The sequence below is a fragment of the Bizionia myxarmorum genome (assembly GCF_008086205.1).
Classification (GTDB): Bacteria; Bacteroidota; Bacteroidia; order Flavobacteriales; family Flavobacteriaceae; genus Algorimicrobium; species Algorimicrobium myxarmorum.
On record NZ_VSKK01000001.1, the window covers coordinates 511,195 to 531,437 of the forward strand.

18 protein-coding genes are annotated in these 20,243 nt (G+C 34.7%); 9 read left to right on the top strand and 9 right to left on the bottom strand.

The window, feature by feature from the left end; all coding sequences use genetic code 11:
• Window positions 1–2 precede the first annotated feature (2 nt).
• Window positions 3–470 carry a CYTH domain-containing protein gene (locus ES674_RS02305; protein ID WP_148402371.1) on the bottom strand — a complete coding sequence of 156 codons (468 nt, stop codon included), beginning with the start codon at window positions 468–470 and terminating at the stop codon, window positions 3–5.
• Window positions 471–493: 23 nt separating this feature from the next.
• A complete protein-coding gene (locus ES674_RS02310) occupies window positions 494–1,153 on the bottom strand; it encodes an NAD(P)H-binding protein (RefSeq protein ID WP_148402372.1) in 660 nt (219 codons plus the stop codon).
• A gap of 41 nt (window positions 1,154–1,194) precedes the next feature.
• Here ES674_RS02310 and dinB point away from each other — a divergent pair, with 41 nt between their 5' ends.
• Both dinB and ES674_RS02320 read left to right on the top strand, forming a co-directional pair.
• Window positions 1,195–2,298: a DNA polymerase IV gene (gene dinB, locus ES674_RS02315; RefSeq protein ID WP_148402373.1), complete on the top strand. Its 1,104-nt coding sequence runs from the start codon at window positions 1,195–1,197 to the stop codon at window positions 2,296–2,298.
• A gap of 45 nt (window positions 2,299–2,343) precedes the next feature.
• Complete coding sequence (locus ES674_RS02320) at window positions 2,344–3,723, top strand: alpha/beta hydrolase (RefSeq protein WP_170233947.1); 1,380 nt, start codon at window positions 2,344–2,346, stop codon at window positions 3,721–3,723.
• A gap of 62 nt (window positions 3,724–3,785) precedes the next feature.
• Here ES674_RS02320 and pyk read toward each other — a convergent pair whose 3' ends face one another.
• The 5 genes from pyk to ES674_RS02345 all read right to left on the bottom strand — a co-directional run bounded on the left by pyk (window position 3,786) and on the right by ES674_RS02345 (window position 8,073).
• Window positions 3,786–5,234 (bottom strand): pyruvate kinase, encoded by a 1,449-nt coding sequence (gene pyk, locus ES674_RS02325; RefSeq protein ID WP_148402375.1) that lies wholly within the window; start codon window positions 5,232–5,234, stop codon window positions 3,786–3,788.
• A complete protein-coding gene (locus ES674_RS02330; protein WP_148402376.1) occupies window positions 5,234–5,719 on the bottom strand; it encodes an IPExxxVDY family protein in 486 nt (161 codons plus the stop codon). The genes pyk and ES674_RS02330 overlap by 1 nt, the downstream gene beginning before the upstream one ends.
• Window positions 5,720–5,818: 99 nt before the next feature.
• Window positions 5,819–6,568: a ribonuclease III gene (gene rnc / locus ES674_RS02335; RefSeq protein ID WP_148402377.1), complete on the bottom strand. Its 750-nt coding sequence runs from the start codon at window positions 6,566–6,568 to the stop codon at window positions 5,819–5,821.
• A 7-nt stretch (window positions 6,569–6,575) separates the two neighbouring features.
• The gene (fabF, locus tag ES674_RS02340; RefSeq protein ID WP_148402378.1) at window positions 6,576–7,826 is read right to left on the bottom strand and encodes a beta-ketoacyl-ACP synthase II; all 1,251 of its coding nucleotides are present in this window, start codon (window positions 7,824–7,826) and stop codon (window positions 6,576–6,578) included.
• 13 nt (window positions 7,827–7,839) lie between these two features.
• The gene (locus ES674_RS02345; RefSeq protein ID WP_008637711.1) at window positions 7,840–8,073 is read right to left on the bottom strand and encodes an acyl carrier protein; all 234 of its coding nucleotides are present in this window, start codon (window positions 8,071–8,073) and stop codon (window positions 7,840–7,842) included.
• 184 nt (window positions 8,074–8,257) lie between these two features.
• Here ES674_RS02345 and purN point away from each other — a divergent pair, with 184 nt between their 5' ends.
• Together purN and ES674_RS02355 are read left to right on the top strand one after the other, a co-directional pair.
• Complete coding sequence (gene purN / locus ES674_RS02350; RefSeq protein ID WP_148402379.1) at window positions 8,258–8,827, top strand: phosphoribosylglycinamide formyltransferase; 570 nt, start codon at window positions 8,258–8,260, stop codon at window positions 8,825–8,827.
• 8 nt (window positions 8,828–8,835) lie between these two features.
• Complete coding sequence (locus tag ES674_RS02355; protein ID WP_148402380.1) at window positions 8,836–9,477, top strand: ribonuclease H1 domain-containing protein; 642 nt, start codon at window positions 8,836–8,838, stop codon at window positions 9,475–9,477.
• A 1-nt stretch (window position 9,478) separates the two neighbouring features.
• Here the strand turns inward: ES674_RS02355 and ES674_RS15360 are convergent, their stop codons facing one another.
• Window positions 9,479–9,628 carry a hypothetical protein gene (locus ES674_RS15360; RefSeq protein WP_170233948.1) on the bottom strand — a complete coding sequence of 50 codons (150 nt, stop codon included), beginning with the start codon at window positions 9,626–9,628 and terminating at the stop codon, window positions 9,479–9,481.
• 270 nt (window positions 9,629–9,898) lie between these two features.
• Here ES674_RS15360 and ES674_RS02360 point away from each other — a divergent pair, with 270 nt between their 5' ends.
• On the top strand, window positions 9,899–10,825 hold the full coding sequence (locus ES674_RS02360; protein ID WP_148402381.1) for a PfkB family carbohydrate kinase: 927 nt from the start codon (window positions 9,899–9,901) through the stop codon (window positions 10,823–10,825).
• A gap of 73 nt (window positions 10,826–10,898) precedes the next feature.
• Entirely contained in the window at window positions 10,899–12,797 is a 1,899-nt protein-coding gene (locus ES674_RS02365; RefSeq protein ID WP_148402382.1) for an amidophosphoribosyltransferase, read from the top strand.
• A 797-nt stretch (window positions 12,798–13,594) separates the two neighbouring features.
• Here ES674_RS02365 and ES674_RS02370 read toward each other — a convergent pair.
• A complete protein-coding gene (locus ES674_RS02370; RefSeq protein ID WP_148402383.1) occupies window positions 13,595–14,203 on the bottom strand; it encodes a superoxide dismutase in 609 nt (202 codons plus the stop codon).
• 130 nt (window positions 14,204–14,333) lie between these two features.
• Between ES674_RS02370 and ES674_RS02375 the strand changes: the two genes are divergently transcribed.
• The 3 genes from ES674_RS02375 (at window position 14,334) to ES674_RS02385 (ending at window position 20,184) form a co-directional block, all read left to right on the top strand.
• Entirely contained in the window at window positions 14,334–17,480 is a 3,147-nt protein-coding gene (locus tag ES674_RS02375; protein WP_148402384.1) for a UvrD-helicase domain-containing protein, read from the top strand.
• Between the two features lie 22 nt (window positions 17,481–17,502).
• Window positions 17,503–18,696 (top strand): glycine C-acetyltransferase, encoded by a 1,194-nt coding sequence (gene kbl / locus ES674_RS02380; protein ID WP_148402385.1) that lies wholly within the window; start codon window positions 17,503–17,505, stop codon window positions 18,694–18,696.
• A gap of 123 nt (window positions 18,697–18,819) precedes the next feature.
• A complete protein-coding gene (locus ES674_RS02385; protein WP_148402386.1) occupies window positions 18,820–20,184 on the top strand; it encodes an OmpA family protein in 1,365 nt (454 codons plus the stop codon).
• Window positions 20,185–20,243: the final 59 nt, after the last annotated feature.

Below are 20,243 nucleotides of genomic sequence, written 5' to 3' on the forward strand. Positions count from 1 at the left end.
TTTTACCAAGTAGAAAAAGGCTTTTTACTCAATTGGGAATTGTAGTATTTAATATCGCCTGTAACTTGTTCTCCTAACCAGCTTGGTTTTTCAAAGACTTCATCTGGATGCTTTAATTCCACTTCTGCCACAATTAAACCTGCATTATCACCAAAAAATTCATCCACTTCAAATAGATGGTTCCCAACTTCTACTTCGTATCTAAATTTATCAATAATACCTTTTTCACACAACTTTAATAAAGCTTCAGCATCCATTTTTGAAATTTCATTTTCCCATTCAAAACGTGAAACACCATCAGCTGTAGATTCACCTTTAACCGTAATAAATCCTATTTCACCTTTAATTCGCACGCGAACCGTTCGGTCTTTATCAGTATTTAGAAAACCTTGCTTAATGCGTATTTTTCGAATGGCTTCGGTTTTAAACTGTTCCGATTTGACTAAAAATTTGCGTTCTATTTCAAGCATATAAATGTGCGCTAATAAGCGATTTATTGAATTCCAATTTGTTTAATTTCATCCGATAAAATACGCGGAGATGGATAGCTATTGTTGTCCAGAAAAATCATGCATTTTGAAATAATTTCGGGCTTAATAGCCTTGTATTTTGACAATGAACCCATTAAAAAAGGATCAAAAAAGGATAATAAGGCTTTTCCAAATTTCTCGCCTGCCCGTTTTTCTTCTCTTTCACCACCAATTAAAGACGGTTGCAATAAATAGGTATGTGTAATTTGTTCTGCTAAAACAGACTCTTCCATTCTACCTTTGGTTCGATTATAGAAAATTTTACTGTTTTTATCAGCACCCAAAGCCGAAATAGCAATAAAAGTATGGATGTTATTTTCTTTAGCAAGTTCTGCCGCAGCTACTGGAATACCGTAATCAATTTTCAAATATTCTTCTTGATTAGGTGTTTTAGCCTTCGTAGTTCCAATGCAACAAAAAACAACATTTGCTGTAAAATCGGATTTATGATTTTTTAATTCGAATAAATCCACAACAAATTCTTCAATTTTAGGATGCTGAAGTCCAGAGGCCGATCGTGAGAATAGTTTAATTTTATCGTATCTACTGTCTTCTAAAAGTTGCTCCAAAAGCAATCCTCCTGTTAATCCTGTTGCTCCTAAAATGATAGCTGTTTTACCCATAATGTCCTGTTTATATGCTAAAGATATTATAAATTTACATCATGCCAGACACTTTTCCCATTAGAAAAATTATTCATGTGGATATGGATGCATTTTATGCATCTGTTGAGCAAATGGATAATCCCGAATTGAAGGGCAAACCGTTAGCAGTTGGTGGTGGTGGTCCGCGTGGTGTTGTAGCTGCTGCAAGTTATGAGGCCCGAAAATTTGGCGTTCGCAGTGCTATGAGTGGAGCACTAGCCCAGCGTCTTTGTCCAGAATTGATTTTTGCACCGACCCGCTTTGATCGGTATCGCGACATTTCACAACAGGTTCGCAAAATTTTTTATGATTACACGGATTTAGTGGAACCTTTATCTTTAGATGAAGCGTATCTAGACGTTAGCGAAAATAAAAAAGGCAATCCAAGTGCCAGTTTAATTGCACAGGAAATTCGCGCCCGCATTTTCAATGAAGTTGGGATCACCGCCTCTGCTGGTATTTCTATCAATAAATTCATAGCCAAAGTTGCCAGTGATTACAACAAACCGAATGGCCAAAAAACGGTAAACCCGGAAGATGTTTTACCATTTTTAGAAGCCTTGGATATTCGAAAATTTTATGGCGTTGGCAAGGTTACCGCCGAAAAAATGTATCAGCTTGGTATTTTCACTGGCACTGATTTAAAGTTGAAAACCATAGAGTATTTGGATACGCATTTTGGAAAATCGGGTCGGTTTTATTTTCATGTGGTTCGCGGTATTCATACCAGTGAAGTGAAGCCTAACCGCATCCGGAAATCGCTTGCTGCTGAACGTACTTTTAGTGAGAACTTGTCTTCTGAAATTTTTATGCTCGAAAAATTACAGCATATTGCCGATGAAGTTTCAAAACGCCTAAAAAAGAGTGATGTGGCCGGAAAAACTATCACCTTAAAAATAAAATACAGCGATTTCACTTTGCAAACGCGTAGTAAAACCTTGCCGTATTTTGTTAATGAAGCCTCTATGATTTTAGAAACGGCTAAAGATTTATTGTATCAAGATAGTTTGCAGAATTCCGTGCGACTTTTAGGTATTTCACTTTCCAACCTCAACACAGAAAAAACCAAGAAAAAACCAGTTAACAAAGAAGCGATTAGTGTGCAATTGCAATTTGCGTTTTAATACTTACCTTTAGCAATTTAAATGCATAATTTTCAATGGATTACTATGAAACAAATTTATATTCTTTTCCTGTTTTTTTCACTCGGTATTCATGCGCAGATTGATGAATTTTCATTTGTACGCGATTCCGTATCATCTGAAATATTACATGAAAGCCGTCAATTCTCCGTGTTTTTGCCCGCATCATATTATGCAAGTGATCAGACTTATCCGGTTTTATATATTATGGATGGCGATTACAATTTTCATTATGTATCTGGAATTCTAGAACTTCAAGCCTCCATAAGTGAAAATATTCCCGAAATGATATTAATAGGTATTTCTGGAAAAGGAAGTGAAACCTATAAGAGAAATTGTAAACCCCAAATTGCTGGAATTGCAGATTCTGGAAACGCTGAAGAATTTGCCAATTTTATTGCAAAAGAACTTATGCCTTATGTAAATACTCAATACAAAACGGCCGATTATAATATTTTGGCTGGGCATTCCCTTGGTGGATTATTTGTAATGAATACGGTCCTTGATAAACCACATTTTTTTAATAATTATATAGCTATAAGTCCTGCATTATGGTGGGAAAACAATGCTATAAATGCCAAAGCAGAGAAAACGGTAGCCAACAACCCTAATTATATTACAGACGTTTATATGTCTTTAGCTAATGAAAGAGGCATGGGTATTGACAGTTTTTTAGGTGAAGTGACCAATAATATTTTAAAGAATAAGGTTGTCATTTTCGGGATAGCCATTCTATCGCTACTTGGTGCTTTTCTTTGGGTTTTAGTCACCCGAAAAAAGAGGTTGCCATTGCTATTGGTTTTTTTAGGGGTTGGAATTTCAGTATATTTATTTTTCTTTTTTATTCCAACGAATTCCAACTTCAAATTTAAACAATTCAGTAATGAAAATCATAATTCGGTAGGTGCACCAACCTATAAATGGGCTTTAAACAGTATTTTTAAAACGTGGAAAGTTAGCGATGATTATTTTAGTTCCGAACAAGAATTAGTTGCACATTACGATGAAGTTTTAAAACATTTTGGGCAGACCTTTAGTTTACAAAATGGGGTTTTAGCCAATACGGTTTATAAACTTCAGGAGAATCCAACGGAGCTAGAAAAAATACAAACCAAGTTAAAAAGTTTATATCCAAATTCAGTTGCTTATTTTAATGTGCAATGGGCAAGCCGTTTATTGGCTCTAGATTCCAAAACGGAAGCTATAAACGTCTTAAACGAAACTATAACGGACTATCCAGAAAATTTCTATGCTTATGACGCCTTGGCCAAAATAGAACTAGAAAACACCAATAAATCTATAGCTGATAGTTTATCAAATAAAGCTTTACAACTTTCCAAATCAGAGAATGCGCGGCAATGGCAGATTAATGAATTTTTGGAAACTAAAGCCAAAATAAATCAGTGATATAAAACAAAAAACCTCATCAATTATATAAGTGATGAGGTTTTAATAGTGTGATTTAAAAATTATTCTAAAAAATTACACCGCGTAATTTCTGTAATACGTAAGGTATTTACCATTCCTTTTTCTTGAATAGGCATGGCGGCTAAACTTACTAGCATATCACCTTCTTTCAAATATCCTTTTTGGCAGGCAATAGCGTTAACATCTTCTATGGTTTCATCTGTACTTACAAACTTATCATAGAAGAACGCTTTAACGCCCCAAAGTAAATTGAGCTGCGTTAAAATACGCTTGTTGGATGTAAATACTAAAATATGTGATTTTGGTCGCCAAGCTGAAATTTGAAATGCTGTATAACCACTATTCGTTAAAGTAGAAATAGCTTTGGCATCAATTTCATTAGCCATGTTAGCGGCGTGGTAACAAATAGATTTTGTTATATAACGCTTTGTGCGAATATGCGGCGGCATTTGCGGTACTTTAATTAATGCTGAATCTTCAACACTTTTAATAATATTAGACATTTGCCTAATAACTTGAACCGGATATTGACCAACAGATGTTTCTCCTGAAAGCATCACCGCATCGGCGCCATCCATTACAGAGTTGGCAACGTCATTTACTTCCGCACGAGTTGGCGTTAAACTGGAAATCATTGTTTCCATCATTTGAGTAGCAATAATAACAGGAATTCGCGCTTGTTTAGCACGTAATACCAATTGCTTTTGAATAAGCGGTACTTCTTCAGCAGGAATTTCAACACCTAAATCGCCACGAGCCACCATTAAACCATCACAATAAGCGACAATTTTATCGATATTTTCAACAGCTTCTGGTTTTTCAATTTTGGCTATAATTGGAATTTTATGCGCACTGTGTTTACTTATTAGTTCTTCTAGTTGCATTAAGTCTTCAGCATGACGTACAAAAGACAAAGCCATCCAATCCACTTCCATTTTTATAGCGAAAATAGCATCTTCAATATCTTTTTCCGTTAAGGCTGGTTGTGAAATATTGGTATTTGGTAGGTTCACACCTTTTTTAGAACGTAAAGGCCCTCCCTGGATAACACGTGCTTTAACTTCCGATTTCAAATCGGTTGAAATAACTTCAAAAATTAATTTACCGTCATCTAAAAGAATACGTTCGCCAGGTTTCGCATCTTGTGGAAACTTATCATAAGTCATGTAAACGCGCTCTTTGGTACCTTCAAAGCGCTCGCCGGTAGCAAAAATGATCTCATCACCTTCGTTTACTATAACTTCACCCTTCATAGTGCCAACACGCAATTTAGGCCCTTGCAAATCGCCTAAAATGGCCGCATTGTAACCAAATTCCGCATTTAGTTCGCGAATCATGATAATACGTTCTTCAACATCTTTATAATCAGCGTGAGAAAAATTAATTCTAAACACATCCACACCTTCATCAAGCATAGCTTTTAAAACGGCTTTGGTACTTGTTGCAGGGCCTAACGTGGCTACTATTTTGGTTTTTTTTCTTTTTACCATTAATAAAATATTAAGTTGTTTTTAGATTTTAATTCCATCGGATCTATGCTATATGTAGCAATTACGTTTGGAATATTTTGAATTTTTTTAAGAAGCTCTTGAATCTGCTCATCGCTAATAGCATCATCAGTTATCTTTAAAAAATAATTCACTTTTTTATACTCTGGAATTAAGTAAAAAGTGGTTGTTACCGTTTCTTGGGAACTAAAGAGTGTATTAGCATTCTCGTTGGATGCTAATTCTACAGAACAGCTATTGGAAACAAAATGCCAGGTTGAAAAATTATGAATGTCTTCCCACTCAAAAATTTCATAGAATTTATGATTTCCATAATCTAGATCCTCCGGTTGTCTTGATAAATGAATTTGTAGTTCTCTGTTTAAGAAATAAGCTAACCGATAACTCTCTAAATTACAATGAATACCAATTAATGCATAATCAATGGCACATCCAAAGTCATTTAAAATAAGTTTTTGCACAGACATAATCATCAAAACGAAGTACAAAGATAGCCATAAATCACTTCATAAAGTGGCTGTTTACATTAAACTTAACAGGAAAATAATCTTGGAAGATCTTGGAATTTATAAGCTCGAGTTGCCTTTAGAAATCTCTTTCTGGAACACAAAAAAGGCACGTTTAGAGGCTTTTTCTTCCGCTTTCTTTTTGGAAGTGGCGCGTGCTTTAGAAACAACTTTATTATCAATAGATAATTTTACAGAAAAATGACGAATTTCATCATTTCCAGTGTCTTCATAAACGTTGTAATCAAAAATCTTCTTCTCTTTTTGGCACCATTCTATCAGTAAGCTTTTATAACTAATTACTTTGCCTTCCAATTGCGAAATATCCACATACGGAATAATCACTTTTTTATAAATGAATTTCTCGCAGTATTTATATCCGCGATCAAGGAATATAGCTCCTACTAAAGCTTCAAATAAGTTGCCGTAAATATTATCTCCAAAATGACCTTTTGGAATTTTACTTTCAACCAAATCTATTAAATGCAAATCTTTTCCCAGCTCATTTAAGTGCTCCCGACTCACAATTTTAGAGCGCATTTTAGTTAAGTAGCCTTCATCACCACTAGGACTTTCGGTATATAAATGGGAGGCAATAACAGATCCTAGCATGGCATCACCTAGAAACTCTAGTCGCTCATAATTAATAGGATGACCTTCCGCGTCCTTGATATTCATGGAGCGGTGGGTAAATGCTTTTTTGAAATACGCTATATTTTTAGGTTTAAACCCAAGAATATTTTGAATAGATACAAAAAAATTCCCGTCATTTTTAGAACGGGAATTTAATATGTTTCGAATGTTTCTCATTCGTTATTTAATCAATTTTCTTAAATAATACGCATGCATTATGGCCACCAAAACCAAACGTATTACTCATGGCAATCCTAACATCGCGTTTTTGTGCTTTGTTTAATGTTAAATTTAATTCGGGATCAATATTTTCATCAACAACCTCATGGTTAATAGTTGGTGGTACTATTCCATGTTCCATAGCTAAAATAGAAGCAATGGATTCAATAGCTCCAGCAGCACCTAACAAGTGACCTGTCATAGATTTTGTTGAATTGATATTGATGTTTTTTGCATGAGCGCCAAACACTACAGAAATCGCTTTCAGTTCGGCAACATCTCCTAGAGGCGTTGACGTTCCATGCGTGTTGATATGATCAACTTCTTCAGGTTTTACACCGGCATTTTCCAAACAATTTCGCATTACAGCAATAACCCCAATACCTTCAGGATGTGGTGCCGTCATGTGGTAAGCATCTGAAGACATTCCGCCTCCTAAAACTTCCGCATAAATTTTAGCGCCACGTGCTTTAGCATGTTCGTAATCTTCTAAAATAATAGCGCCAGCACCTTCACCTAAAACGAAACCATCTCTGGTTGCATCAAAAGGTCTTGAAGCTGTTGTTGGGCTTTCATTTCTAGTTGATAAGGCATGCATGGCGTTAAAACCACCCATACCTGCAATGGTTACTGCAGCTTCACTTCCACCAGTTACAATAACATCGCAATATCCTAAACGTATATAGTTTAAGGCATCAATCATGGCATTGGCTGAAGAGGCACAGGCAGATACCGTTGTGTAATTAGGACCCATAAAACCATGTTTAATGGAAATGTTTCCTGGGGCAATATCTGCAATCATTTTCGGGATAAAGAACGGGTTAAATCGTGGTGTACCATCACCAGCGGCAAAGTTTAAAACTTCGTCTTGGAAGGTTTCCAAACCACCTATTCCTGCTCCCCAAATTACACCGACTCTTAATTTGTTTATCACGTTCAGGTCCAATTTCGAATCTACAATAGCTTCATCAGAAGCTACCATAGCATATTGCGCAAATCGGTCCATTTTTCGTGCTTCTTTCCTATCAAGAAAATCGGTGACATTAAAGTTTTTTAATTCGCATGCGAATTTGGTTTTGAACTTTTCAGTATCAAAATACGTTATAGGCGCAGCCCCACTTTTTCCGCTTATAAGTGCTTCCCAAAATTCATCTTTGGTGTTTCCTATAGGTGTCAGTGCTCCTAAACCAGTAACTACAACTCGCCGTAACTCCATAAATTCTAATGAATTATTTTGCTGTTTCTATATAAGAGATAGCTTGACCAACGGTTGCAATATTTTCTGCTTGATCGTCTGGAATTTGAATATCGAATTCTTTTTCGAATTCCATAATTAATTCTACAGTGTCTAATGAATCTGCTCCTAAATCGTTTGTGAAGCTAGCTTCAGTTACAACTTCGTTTTCATCAACACCTAATTTGTCTACGATAATCGCTTTTACTCTTGATGCAATGTCTGACATAATCTTTTAATTTTAAGTTTTAATTAGTTGGCAAAAATAAAAATTTTATTCTTATTCCACACCTTTACTTCAAAAATGTGGTGGTAATTTACTAAAATTCCTTCAAGAAAATCCTTTTTACCTTCTAATTGTTATTATTTATTCTTTTTTTTGCGGTACTATTCATAACATGAAAAGCTGCTAAATGAAACGTATTGTAATTTTTGCCTCCGGGTCTGGAACTAATGCTGAAAATTTAATTCGGTTTTTTCAAAACAACGCGCATGTTGAAGTCACGCAAGTTATGACAAACAATCCACATGCCAAAGTGCTTGATCGTGCAAAAAATTTAAATATTAGTGCGTTTTCTTTTAATAGGCAAGCCTTTTCAAAAAGTGACGATGTCTTGAATATACTTAAAGTATTCAATCCCGATTTAATAGTATTGGCGGGTTTTCTTTGGAAATTTCCCGAGCATATTATTGCCGAATTTCCCAATCAAATTATTAATATTCACCCGGCACTTTTGCCTAAATATGGTGGAAAAGGCATGTATGGCGAACATGTTCACCACGCTGTTGTAAGCAATAAAGAAATTGAAACTGGCATCAGTATTCATTATGTAAATGAACATTATGATGAAGGCGCGCTTATTTTTCAAGCAACCTGTCCTGTTTTACCAACCGATTCCGCCCAACATATAGCCGAAAAAATTCATACTTTAGAAATGGAACATTTTCCAAAAGTGGTAATTAAATTATTAAATGAAAAATAGTTCTCACTTTGAGTAAAAAGAAGAAGAAATATTATACTGTTTGGAAAGGACATCATACCGGTGTGTTTGAAAACTGGAACGACTGTAAAGCTCAAATAAAAGATTATCCAAGCGCGGTTTACAAATCCTTTGACACTTTTGATGCGGCTAAAAAAGCCCTAAATTCTAACTATAAAGATTATATAGGAAAGAAAACAGCCTTTAAAAGTGACTTGTCTGAAGCGCAACTCAAAAAAATAGGACTTCCCAACTACAATTCCATTTCAGTAGATGCGGCATCATCGGGAAATCCGGGTATTATGGAATATCGCGGCGTGGATACCAAAACTAAAAAGCAATTATTTATTCAAGGCCCATTCCCTGAAGGCACCAATAATATAGGCGAATTTCTAGCGCTTGTTCATGGATTAGCCTTTTTAAAGCAACATAAAAGCGAACGTATTTTATACACCGATTCCAAAATAGCTATGAGTTGGATTCGTAAAAAAACCTGCAATACCAAATTACCGCGCACGGCTACAAATGCCAAACTCTTTGAGTTGGTGGATCGTGCTGTTATATGGTTAAAAGAAAATACGTATACAACGACTGTTGTAAAATGGGAAACGAAGGCTTGGGGAGAAATTCCTGCGGATTTTGGCCGGAAATAGGTTAACTAATAATAGTTGCCTTTCTAAATTCAGCTTCACTTAAATACTTCGATTTGACTTTATTATGATTGTCAATCATTTTGTTCATCATCATCTTATATTCTTCGGAAGGTTCAAAAGCTTCAGCCCCTTCCGTTAGTATAAATTCCATATAATTTTTAAAATTGCGACCTTGAGCTTTTGCCTTTTCTTCAAGTATTGCAAGAATTGCTTCATCTAAAACAACTTCCTTTCAATTTTTTTTGCGCTTTCATATCAGATAAATTTAAAATAAAGATACGTATAATTTACGTAGGTGTTCTTTTCAACAACTATAAAAAATCGTTTGACACCATGTATATTTATGAATTTTGTAACATAAATAAATTCGCTTTTTAGTTGACAAAAACCCTATATTTGCATCAAAATTTGAAACCGCTTTATGAGCAAATTAGTAATTGTAGGAACAGTAGCTTTTGATGCTATTGAAACACCTTTCGGAAAAACTGATAAAATTTTAGGAGGCGCTGCCACATATATAAGCCTAGCTGCTTCTCAGTTTAATGTAGATTCTGCTGCCGTATCTATAGTGGGAGGCGACTTTCCGCAGGAATATTTAATTTTATTATCGGATAGAGGTGTTGATATTTCAGGTATTGAAATCGTAAAAGAAGGAAAAACTTTCTTTTGGAGTGGTAAATATCATAACGATATGAACACGCGCGATACTTTGGCAACCGAGTTAAATGTATTGGCTGATTTTCACCCAGTAGTTCCAACGGAATACCGCGATGCTAAAATAGTCATGTTAGGAAACTTGCATCCACTAGTACAATTAAGCGTTTTAGAGCAAATGGACCACAAACCAGAATTGGTAATTTTAGATACCATGAATTTCTGGATGGATTGCGCGCTTGACGATTTACTAAACGTGATTAAAAAAGTGGATGTTATTACCATTAATGATGAGGAAGCAAGACAACTTACGGGGGAATATTCTCTCGTAGTTGCTGCTAGCAAAATTCAAGAAATGGGACCTAAATATGTCGTAATTAAGAAAGGCGAACATGGCGCGTTATTGTTTCATAAGGATAAGGTATTTTATGCGCCTGCACTACCTTTAAAGGAAGTGTTTGATCCAACTGGCGCTGGCGATACGTTTGCTGGTGGATTTGCAGGTTATTTAGCGAAGTCTGAAGATATCTCTTTTGAAAACATGAAAAATGCCGTTATTTACGGATCTACTTTAGCCTCTTTTTGTGTGGAAAAATTTGGCACAGAACGCATGGTTACTTTAAAAAGTAACGAAGTTCATCAACGCTTACAACAGTTTAAGAGTTTAACACAGTTCGATATCGAATTAACATAATACAAGCGCGCTCCTAATTGAGCGCGTTTTTTATTTACATAAATAATATATTGACAACAACACAACACATACCATGAGTGACGCTTTAAAACATGAATGCGGTATTGCACAAATTCGCTTATTAAAACCACTGGAATTCTATAAAGAAAAATACGGAAGCGCCTTTTATGGTGTTAACAAAATGTATTTACTAATGGAAAAACAGCACAACCGTGGGCAAGACGGTGCTGGTTTTGCAAGTATTAAATTGGATACAGAACCTGGCGAACGTTACATTAGTCGGGTGCGTTCTATTGCCCAACAACCCATTCAGGATATTTTTGCACAAATAAATGAGCGCATTAATAAAGAACTTACTGAAAACCCTGAGTATGTTGATAATGTTGCGCTTCAAAAAAAGAATATCCCGTATATAGGCGAATTATTTTTAGGCCATGTACGTTACGGAACTTTTGGAAAAAATAGTATAGAAAGTGTCCATCCCTTTTTACGTCAGAATAACTGGATGCACCGAAACCTAATTTTAGCTGGAAACTTTAATATGACTAACGTGAATGAGCTTTTTGATGGCTTGGTACGCATTGGTCAGCACCCAAAGGAAAAAGCGGATACGGTTACTATTATGGAGAAAATTGGTCATTTTTTAGATGATGCTGTTTCTAAAATCTATAAGAAGCTAAAACAAGAAGGTTATAGCAAACACGAATGTTCTCCTTTAATTGCCGAACGCTTAAATGTTGCTAAAATATTAAGAAAATCTGCTAAAAACTGGGATGGTGGTTATGCTATGGCGGGATTATTAGGCCATGGTGATTCTTTTGTTTTGCGTGACCCTGCAGGTATTAGACCAGCTTATTATTATCAAGATGATGAAATAGTTGTTGTTGCATCAGAACGTCCTGTAATTCAAACGGTTTTTAATGTGAATTTTGAAGATGTCAAGGAATTAGAACCTGGACATGCTATTATTACTAAAAACTCTGGCGAAGTTGCCATTAAAAAAATATTAGAACCGGTTGAACGTAAAGCCTGTTCTTTTGAGCGCATTTATTTTTCTCGCGGTAGTGATGCCGAAATTTATCAAGAACGTAAAATGCTAGGGAAATTATTAATGCCGAAAGTTTTAGAAGCCATTGATAATGATACCAAAAACACGGTATTTTCTTATATTCCAAATACAGCTGAAACCTCTTTCTTCGGAATGATTGAAACGGTTGAAGATCATTTAAACAAGAAAAAAACGGCTGCTATTTTAGCAGGAAATGGGCAATTAAGTGCGGAAGCGGTAACGCGTATTTTATCTGAGCGCCCACGAATAGAAAAAATAGCGATTAAAGATGTAAAACTGCGAACCTTTATTACTGAAGATAGCAGTCGTGATGATTTAGTAGCGCATGTTTATGATGTAACCTACGGTGTTATTAAACCAACCGATAACTTGGTTATTATTGACGATAGTATTGTTAGAGGAACCACTTTAAAGATGAGTATTATTAAAATGGTAGACCGTTTGAATCCTAAAAAGATTGTTGTGGTTTCTTCTGCTCCTCAAATTCGGTATCCGGATTGCTATGGTATTGATATGGCTAGAATTGAAGATTTAATAGCTTTTAGAGCCATGTTGGAATTATTAAAGGAGGCTGATAAATACCATATGATTAAGGAAGTTTATGACAAATGTAAAAAGCAAGTTGAATTAGAAGATAAAGATATTCGCAATTTTGTAACGGATTTATACGGACAGTTTTCTGCTGAAACGATTTCTAATAAAATAGCTGAATTAATTTCTAGTGAAAATATCAATGCTGAAGTGGTTGCTATTTTTCAACCAGTAGAAAATTTACATAAAGCCTGTCCTAAAAACCTAGGCGACTGGTACTTTACAGGAAATTATCCAACTCCAGGAGGTAATCGCGTGGTAAACCGTGCGTTTATTAATTTTTATGAAGGCAACAAGGAACGCGCTTATTAAAGCACTGTAAATAAGCTCATTATAGAAGTTTTTTTACTTTATAACGAATTTAATAGCAGTTCATCAGATTTATAGTTTATTACTATTAAAAATAATATACATTAGAATCACCATAACATAAGTAGGTTAAGTTCATGGTAGATTTGGGGCAAAAAAAGGTGAACTTCTGTTCGCCTTTTTTTATTTAGTATCGTTATCTCTTGAAATCTTCTTAACATCTCCAAATAAAGTTGAATACTATTATTATTATCCTTTACTACACAAAATACCTTTTCTCTATAAAACGGTTTTGATAAAAATCGGTCAAAAAACTACCTATTTATAACTGTTTTCGCAGTTATTCGGAAAAAACTATTCGTTTATCCCAGTTTATAAGTCGTTTGTCTAATTTTTTATTAATTGGGATATAAGTAACCTTATATTTGCTTCACCATAACATAAGTAGGTTAAGTTTATGGTAGATTTGGGGCAAAAAAGGTGAACATCTGTTCACCTTTTTTCATATACACCTGCGAAGGCAGGTGTCTCTTCATACTTAAGGAAATCTCAAATATCCTCTTATAAATAATTATCTCACTAATAATTAAAAATCTTGATAGCTAATCTGAAAAGCTTTCATAATTATCAACAGATTCAACTTACACTTAACAAATATTTCGCAATCATCAACTAAAGAGGGAAATTATTCAAATTATATATAAAAGACCTCACAAGTTTTGAAAACCTGCGAGGTGTAAACAAAAAAAAAGCAAATCCTTTCAGATTTGCTTTTCATATAATAACAAGATTTTAGCTTCTTATTTCTCTTCAGCGTAACGTCTTTCAACCTCATTCCAATTAATGACATTGAAAAAAGCATCAATATAATCTGGACGTCTGTTTTGGTAATTTAAGTAATAAGCATGTTCCCAAACATCCAATCCTAAAATTGGTGTTCCACCACAACCAACACCTGGCATTAGTGGATTATCTTGGTTTGGAGTTGAGCAAATTTCAACTTTTCCACCTTTGTGAACACAAAGCCACGCCCAACCAGAACCAAATTGTGTAGCGGCTGCATTACTGAATTTTGTTTTAAATTCTTCCATGCTACCGAAAGCTGCTTCAATAGCATCTTTTAAGTCGCCAGATAAACGTCCTTTTCCTTCTGGATTCATTACTTCCCAAAATAAAGAATGGTTATAAAATCCACCACCATTATTTCTAACAGCTTTGTTTTCCATGTCTAAATTAATCAGAATATTTTCAATCGTTTTTCCCTCTAAATCTGTGCCTTTAATAGCGTCATTTAATTTTGATGTATAACCAGCGTGGTGTTTAGAGTGGTGTATTTCCATTGTGCGTGCATCTATGTTCGGCTCTAAAGCGTCATAGGCATATTTTAATTTCGGTAATTCGAAAGCCATAATATATATGTTTTTAAGAGTTAATAATTTAATTATCTCAAATTTACGGAATATCGGCTTCAATTAAAAATAATAAATACCTATCAAATCATTGATAGTTTTTATCTTGTGTAAAATTTCATAAAATAACATGTCCGCCAACCATCCGTACCTTATTTATAATGCTTCAGCAGGAAGTGGTAAAACGTACACGCTTGTAAAAGCTTATTTGACAATTCTATTAAAGTCTTCAGGTAACATGGCTTTTAAAAACATTTTAGCTATCACCTTTACAAATAAAGCGGCAGGCGAAATGAAAACGCGGATAATTGATGCGTTAAAACAATTTTCTTCGGAAGATATTTTGATAGAACCCAGTTCTATGTTTGAAGATCTTTGCCGCGAATTAGAGGTCCAGCCAGCAGTTTTAATGGATAAAAGCACACGTATTTTAGATGCTATTATGCATAATTATGCTGCTTTTGATATTTCAACTATTGATGGTTTTACTCATAAACTAATTAGAACCTTTGCCCACGATTTAAAATTACCCTTAAATTTTGAAGTGGCTTTAGATGTTGAAACCTTATTGAATGAGGCGGTAGATCGGCTAATTTCTAAAGCAGGAACTGATAAACGCCTCACCAAAACATTGGTAGATTTTGCCATTGAAAAAGCCGATGATGATAAAAGCTGGGATGTTTCACGCGATTTTTATGCCATTTCGAAACTTTTGGTGAATGAAAACGACCGTCCTTATATAGAAAGTCTACAGGATAAAACCTTGGACGATTTTAAAGAATTGAAATCTACTTTACACAAAGAGATTAAAACCAATAAGCAGTTATGCCTGGATTCCGCAAATTCCGCGCTTTCTTTTATTGAAGATCATGGTTTAACGTTTGAGGATTTTTTGAGAGGTTCTATTCCTAATTATTTCAAAAAAATAACAACGGGCGACTTTACTCCAGACTTAAGCAAAGTAAATTGGCCAAATGATTTGCTAGCCGGAAATACCATTTACCCAAAATCTAAAACCAAACCAGATGTTGCAGCAACTATTGAAAATATACAACCACAATTAGCTGAATTTTTTAAAACAACTACGTCTGCCGTTTTAAATTTCAAATTGCTAAAAGCTATTTATAAAAATTTAACCCCACTATCGGTTTTAAGTGCCATAAATTCAGAGTTACAGCTTATAAAAGACGAACAAAACGTGATGCTTATTTCCGAATTTAACGGTTTAATTAGTCAAGAAATAAAAAATCAACCAACACCATTTATTTACGAGCGTATTGGTGAAAAGTTCAAACATTATTTTATTGATGAATTTCAAGATACTTCCGAATTACAATGGCAAAATTTAATGCCCCTATTGGATAACGCCATTGCCTCGCAACCTGGAAGCATGATGTTAGTTGGCGATGCTAAACAAGCTATTTACCGCTGGCGTGGTGGGAAAGCAGAACAGTTTATTAATCTATATAATCAAAAAGAAAACCCATTTTCTTTAAAACCTGAAATTCGTTCATTAGAGTCTAATTATAGAAGTTTTCAGGAAGTCATTAATTTTAATAATGGTTTTTTCAACTATCTATCGGATACCATTTTTAGTCATGCTGATCATAGCGGTTTGTACAAAAACGCCAAACAGCTCATTAAAAAAGAACAAAACGGTTATGTACAACTCCAATTTTTGGATTTAAATGAGGTTGATGATAAAGCTTTAGCCTATTCTGAAGAAGTTTATAATACTATTTTATCCTGTTTAGAAAATGGTTTTCAGGAAGCAGATATTTGCGTCTTGGTCCGAAAGAAAAAGGATGGTGTTGCCATTGCCAATTACTTAAGCGAGCAAGGTTTGAATATCATGTCATCAGAAACCTTGTTGCTTAATAATTCACAAAATGTCCAGTTTGTAAATAATATTCTACGTTTGCTTTTACAGCCCGAAAATCAAGAAACCAAAGCAGCGATTCTTTTACACATTAGCAATTTATGCCATATTGAAGAAAAGCATAACTTTTTAAAAACACATATTCATTTAGATATTTCGGCCTTGTTTAAGAAACTCGAAGCCTTGGATTTCTTTATAAATTATAATGATCTAATTCAACTGTCCTTTTATGATATGGTTGAAACCATTATTCGTGAATTTAAGTTGGTCAATCATTCTGATGCCTTTATCCAATATTATATGGATGTTGTTTTAGAATTTTCTGAAAAACAACTGGCGGATATGGGAAGCTTTTTGCAATATTTCGATTCTAAAAATGAAAAATTAAGCATTGTAACACCGGAAGGCTACCAAGCTATTCAGATTATGACGGTTCACAAATCTAAAGGACTGGAATTTCCAGTTGTTATATTTCCCTTTGCAGATTTAGATATTTACAGAGAAATAACGCCACAAGAATGGTTTCCTATTAATCCTGAAACGTTTAATGGCTTTAATCATACCCTATTAAATTACAGTAAAACCTTTGAAGATTACGGCGATGCTGGAAAGGAAATTTTTGATAGGCATCAATCGGAATTAGAACTAGATAATATCAATATTCTTTATGTGGCCTTAACAAGACCGATTGAACAGTTATATATTATTTCAAAACTTGATATAAATCCAAAAGGTGTGGTTAACGCCAAAACTTATTCTGGGTTTTTAATTAGCTATTTGCAACAACTGGGGAAATGGGAAAATCAACAAATGGTGTATCAGTTTGGAGATAAAGTGAAAGTATCTGAAACCAAATCTGAAGAAACGGCTACTATTATTCGAAATACATTCATTTCAACCCCAAAAGAAACTCATAATGTTAAGGTGGTCACCCGTTCAGCTAGTTTATGGGACACGGTTCAAGAGCAAGCTATTGAAAAAGGGAATTTAATTCATGATATCATGGCGCAAATCAAAACAGAATCTGATGTGGATTTTGTAATGCAATCCTTTTTAGAAGATGGCACCATTAATTCAACCCAATCACCACTTTTAAAAGAAACGGTTTTGCAAATTATTCGCCATCCGCAACTTCAAGCTTATTTTCAACCGGAAAACATAACGGTTTATAATGAACGGGATATTATTTCTAATGACGGCAGTATTTTAAGACCCGACCGTTTGGTAATTATGAATAAAAACGAGGCGGTAATTATAGATTATAAATCGGGGAAAGAATTAGAAAGACATACCCAACAGTTGGAAAGTTATGCGGCTATTTTAAAAGTTATGAATTTCCATGTCACCAAAAAAATACTTATCTACATTAATAATAGCATTGCCATAAAAGAATTTTAACTTTGTAGAAATATTAAAGATTATGTACGGAAAAATTCAACAACATTTAGAAAAAGAGTTACAAGAGATAAAGGACAACGGACTTTATAAAACCGAGCGTGTAATTACGTCAGCTCAAGGCGCTGAAATAACTTTAGACACCGGCGAAACCGTTTTAAACTTTTGTGCTAACAACTATTTAGGCTTATCAGCTCACCCAGATGTTATTCAAGCAGCCAAAGATGTTATGGATACGCACGGTTTTGGTATGTCGTCTGTACGTTTTATTTGTGGTACTCAAGATATCCATAAAGAATTAGAACAAAAAATAGCCGATTTTTACGGAACTGAAGACACTATATTATATGCAGCAGCTTTTGATGCCAACGGCGGTGTTTTTGAACCTTTATTAGATAAAGAAGATGCTATTATTTCTGATTCCTTAAATCACGCATCTATTATTGATGGTGTTCGTTTGTGTAAAGCTGCTAGATACCGTTATAATAATAGCGATATGGCAGATTTAGAGAAACAACTTATTGATGCGAATGCCAATGGTGCTCGTCATAAAATAATTGTTACAGATGGCGTGTTTTCTATGGATGGTATTGTTGCGCCTTTAGATAAGATTTGCGATTTAGCAGATAAATATGATGCTCTAGTTATGATTGATGAATGCCATGCTACTGGCTTTATTGGCAAAACTGGCCGTGGTACTTTAGAAGAAAAAGGTGTAATGGATCGTGTGGATATTATTACGGGTACTTTAGGAAAAGCTATGGGTGGCGCTATGGGTGGTTATACAACTGCCAAAAAAGAAATCATTGAAGTTTTACGTCAACGATCTAGACCTTATTTATTTTCAAACTCTTTAGCACCAGCTATTGTTGGCGCTTCTATAAAGGTGTTTGATATGCTTAAAAATGATACAACCTTACGTGATAAATTAGCATGGAATACGGAATATTTCAAAAACGGCGTTAAAAAAGCAGGTTTTGATATCGTTGATGGTGATTCTGCAATTGTTCCTATTATGTTATATGATGCGAAATTATCTCAAACCATGGCCAATATGCTTTTAAAAGAAGGTATCTATGTTATTGGATTCTTCTTTCCAGTTGTACCCAAAGATAAAGCGCGTATTCGTGTGCAGTTATCGGCTGCTCATGAGAAGGAGCATTTAGATAAAGCCATTTCCGCTTTTATAAAAGTTGGAAAAGTATTAGAAATTATTTAAAATAAAGACAAACAAGCACATTTTAGGGGAAGTATACAATATTTTTCTATATTTGTCTTTGTTAATAATATTTAACAACTTACTTTTGTTTACAATTAACACTTAAAAATTAAACTTTTGAATATGAAAAATCTTAGCAGATTATTGTTCGTTATGTTACTTATGTTCGGTATGAGTAATACTTTCGCACAAGATGAAAACAATCCTTGGGCTATTACCTTAGGAACAAACGCCGTTGATTTTTACCCTACAGGTGAAAATGCGCCATTAGGTGAGTATTTTGATGAATACTTTAATGCTTCAGACCACTGGAACATTTTACCATCATTATCTTCATTAACTGTTGGTCGTTACTTAAGTAATGGTTTTACATTAGGTGCAACAGCGTCTATAAACAAAATTGATAAATTTGGTGATGACCGTTCTAGATATAACGGCGTAACTTATTTTGGTCTTGACGGTATTGTAAAATACGGTTTTGGTCATTTATTCAATGGAGCTTGGTTCGATCCTTACTTAGGTGTAGGTGGTGGATATACTTGGGTTGACGAAATTGGTGCTGGTACGTTAAACGGAACTTTAGGAATTAATTTCTGGGTTAGTGAAAACGTTGGTATTACAGTTCAATCTGCTTACAAACATGCTTTCGAAGATTATTTAGATACACATTTCCAACATACTGCTGGTATTACCTTTAAATTTGGAGGAAAAGATACTGACGGTGATGGTATATATGACAAAGATGACGCTTGTCCAGAAGTATTCGGTTTAGCAGCTTTCAACGGTTGTCCTGATACAGATGGTGACGGTATTGAAGATAGTAAAGATTCTTGTCCAAATGAAGCTGGTCCAGCTGAATTTAACGGATGTCCTGATACTGACGGTGATGGTGTTCCAGACAAAGATGACGATTGTCCTACTGTTGCTGGTTTAAAAGAATTAAACGGTTGTCCTGATGCTGATGGCGATGGTGTAGCTGATAAAGATGACAAATGTCCAAATGAGGCAGGTCCTGCAGCTAACAACGGTTGTCCTTGGCCAGATAGAGACGGTGACGGTGTTGCTGATAAAGATGATTTATGTCCAGACAAAGTTGGTACAGTAGCTAACAATGGTTGTCCTGAAGTAACTGAAGCTGTTCAAAAAGCTTTAAATGCTTACGCTAAAACAATCTTATTTGATACAGGTAAATCAACTATCAAAAATCAATCTGAAAAAGTTCTTCAAGATATTATTGCTATCTTAAACGAGTATCCTAATGCTAAATTTGCAGTAGAAGGTCATACTGATAGTGTAGGTAGTGATGCAAATAACATGAAGTTATCTGATGCTAGAGCATTATCTGTAAAAGATTACCTAGTATCTAAAGGTGTTGATCAGTTCAGATTATCTTCTAAAGGTTTCGGTGAGGATAAGCCAATCGATTCTAACAAGACTAGAGATGGTAGAGCTAATAACAGACGTGTTGAAATCAATTTAGTAAAATAATTTATTTCACATAAATAAATAGAAAAACGCCCCGTATATTCGGGGCGTTTTTTATTTTT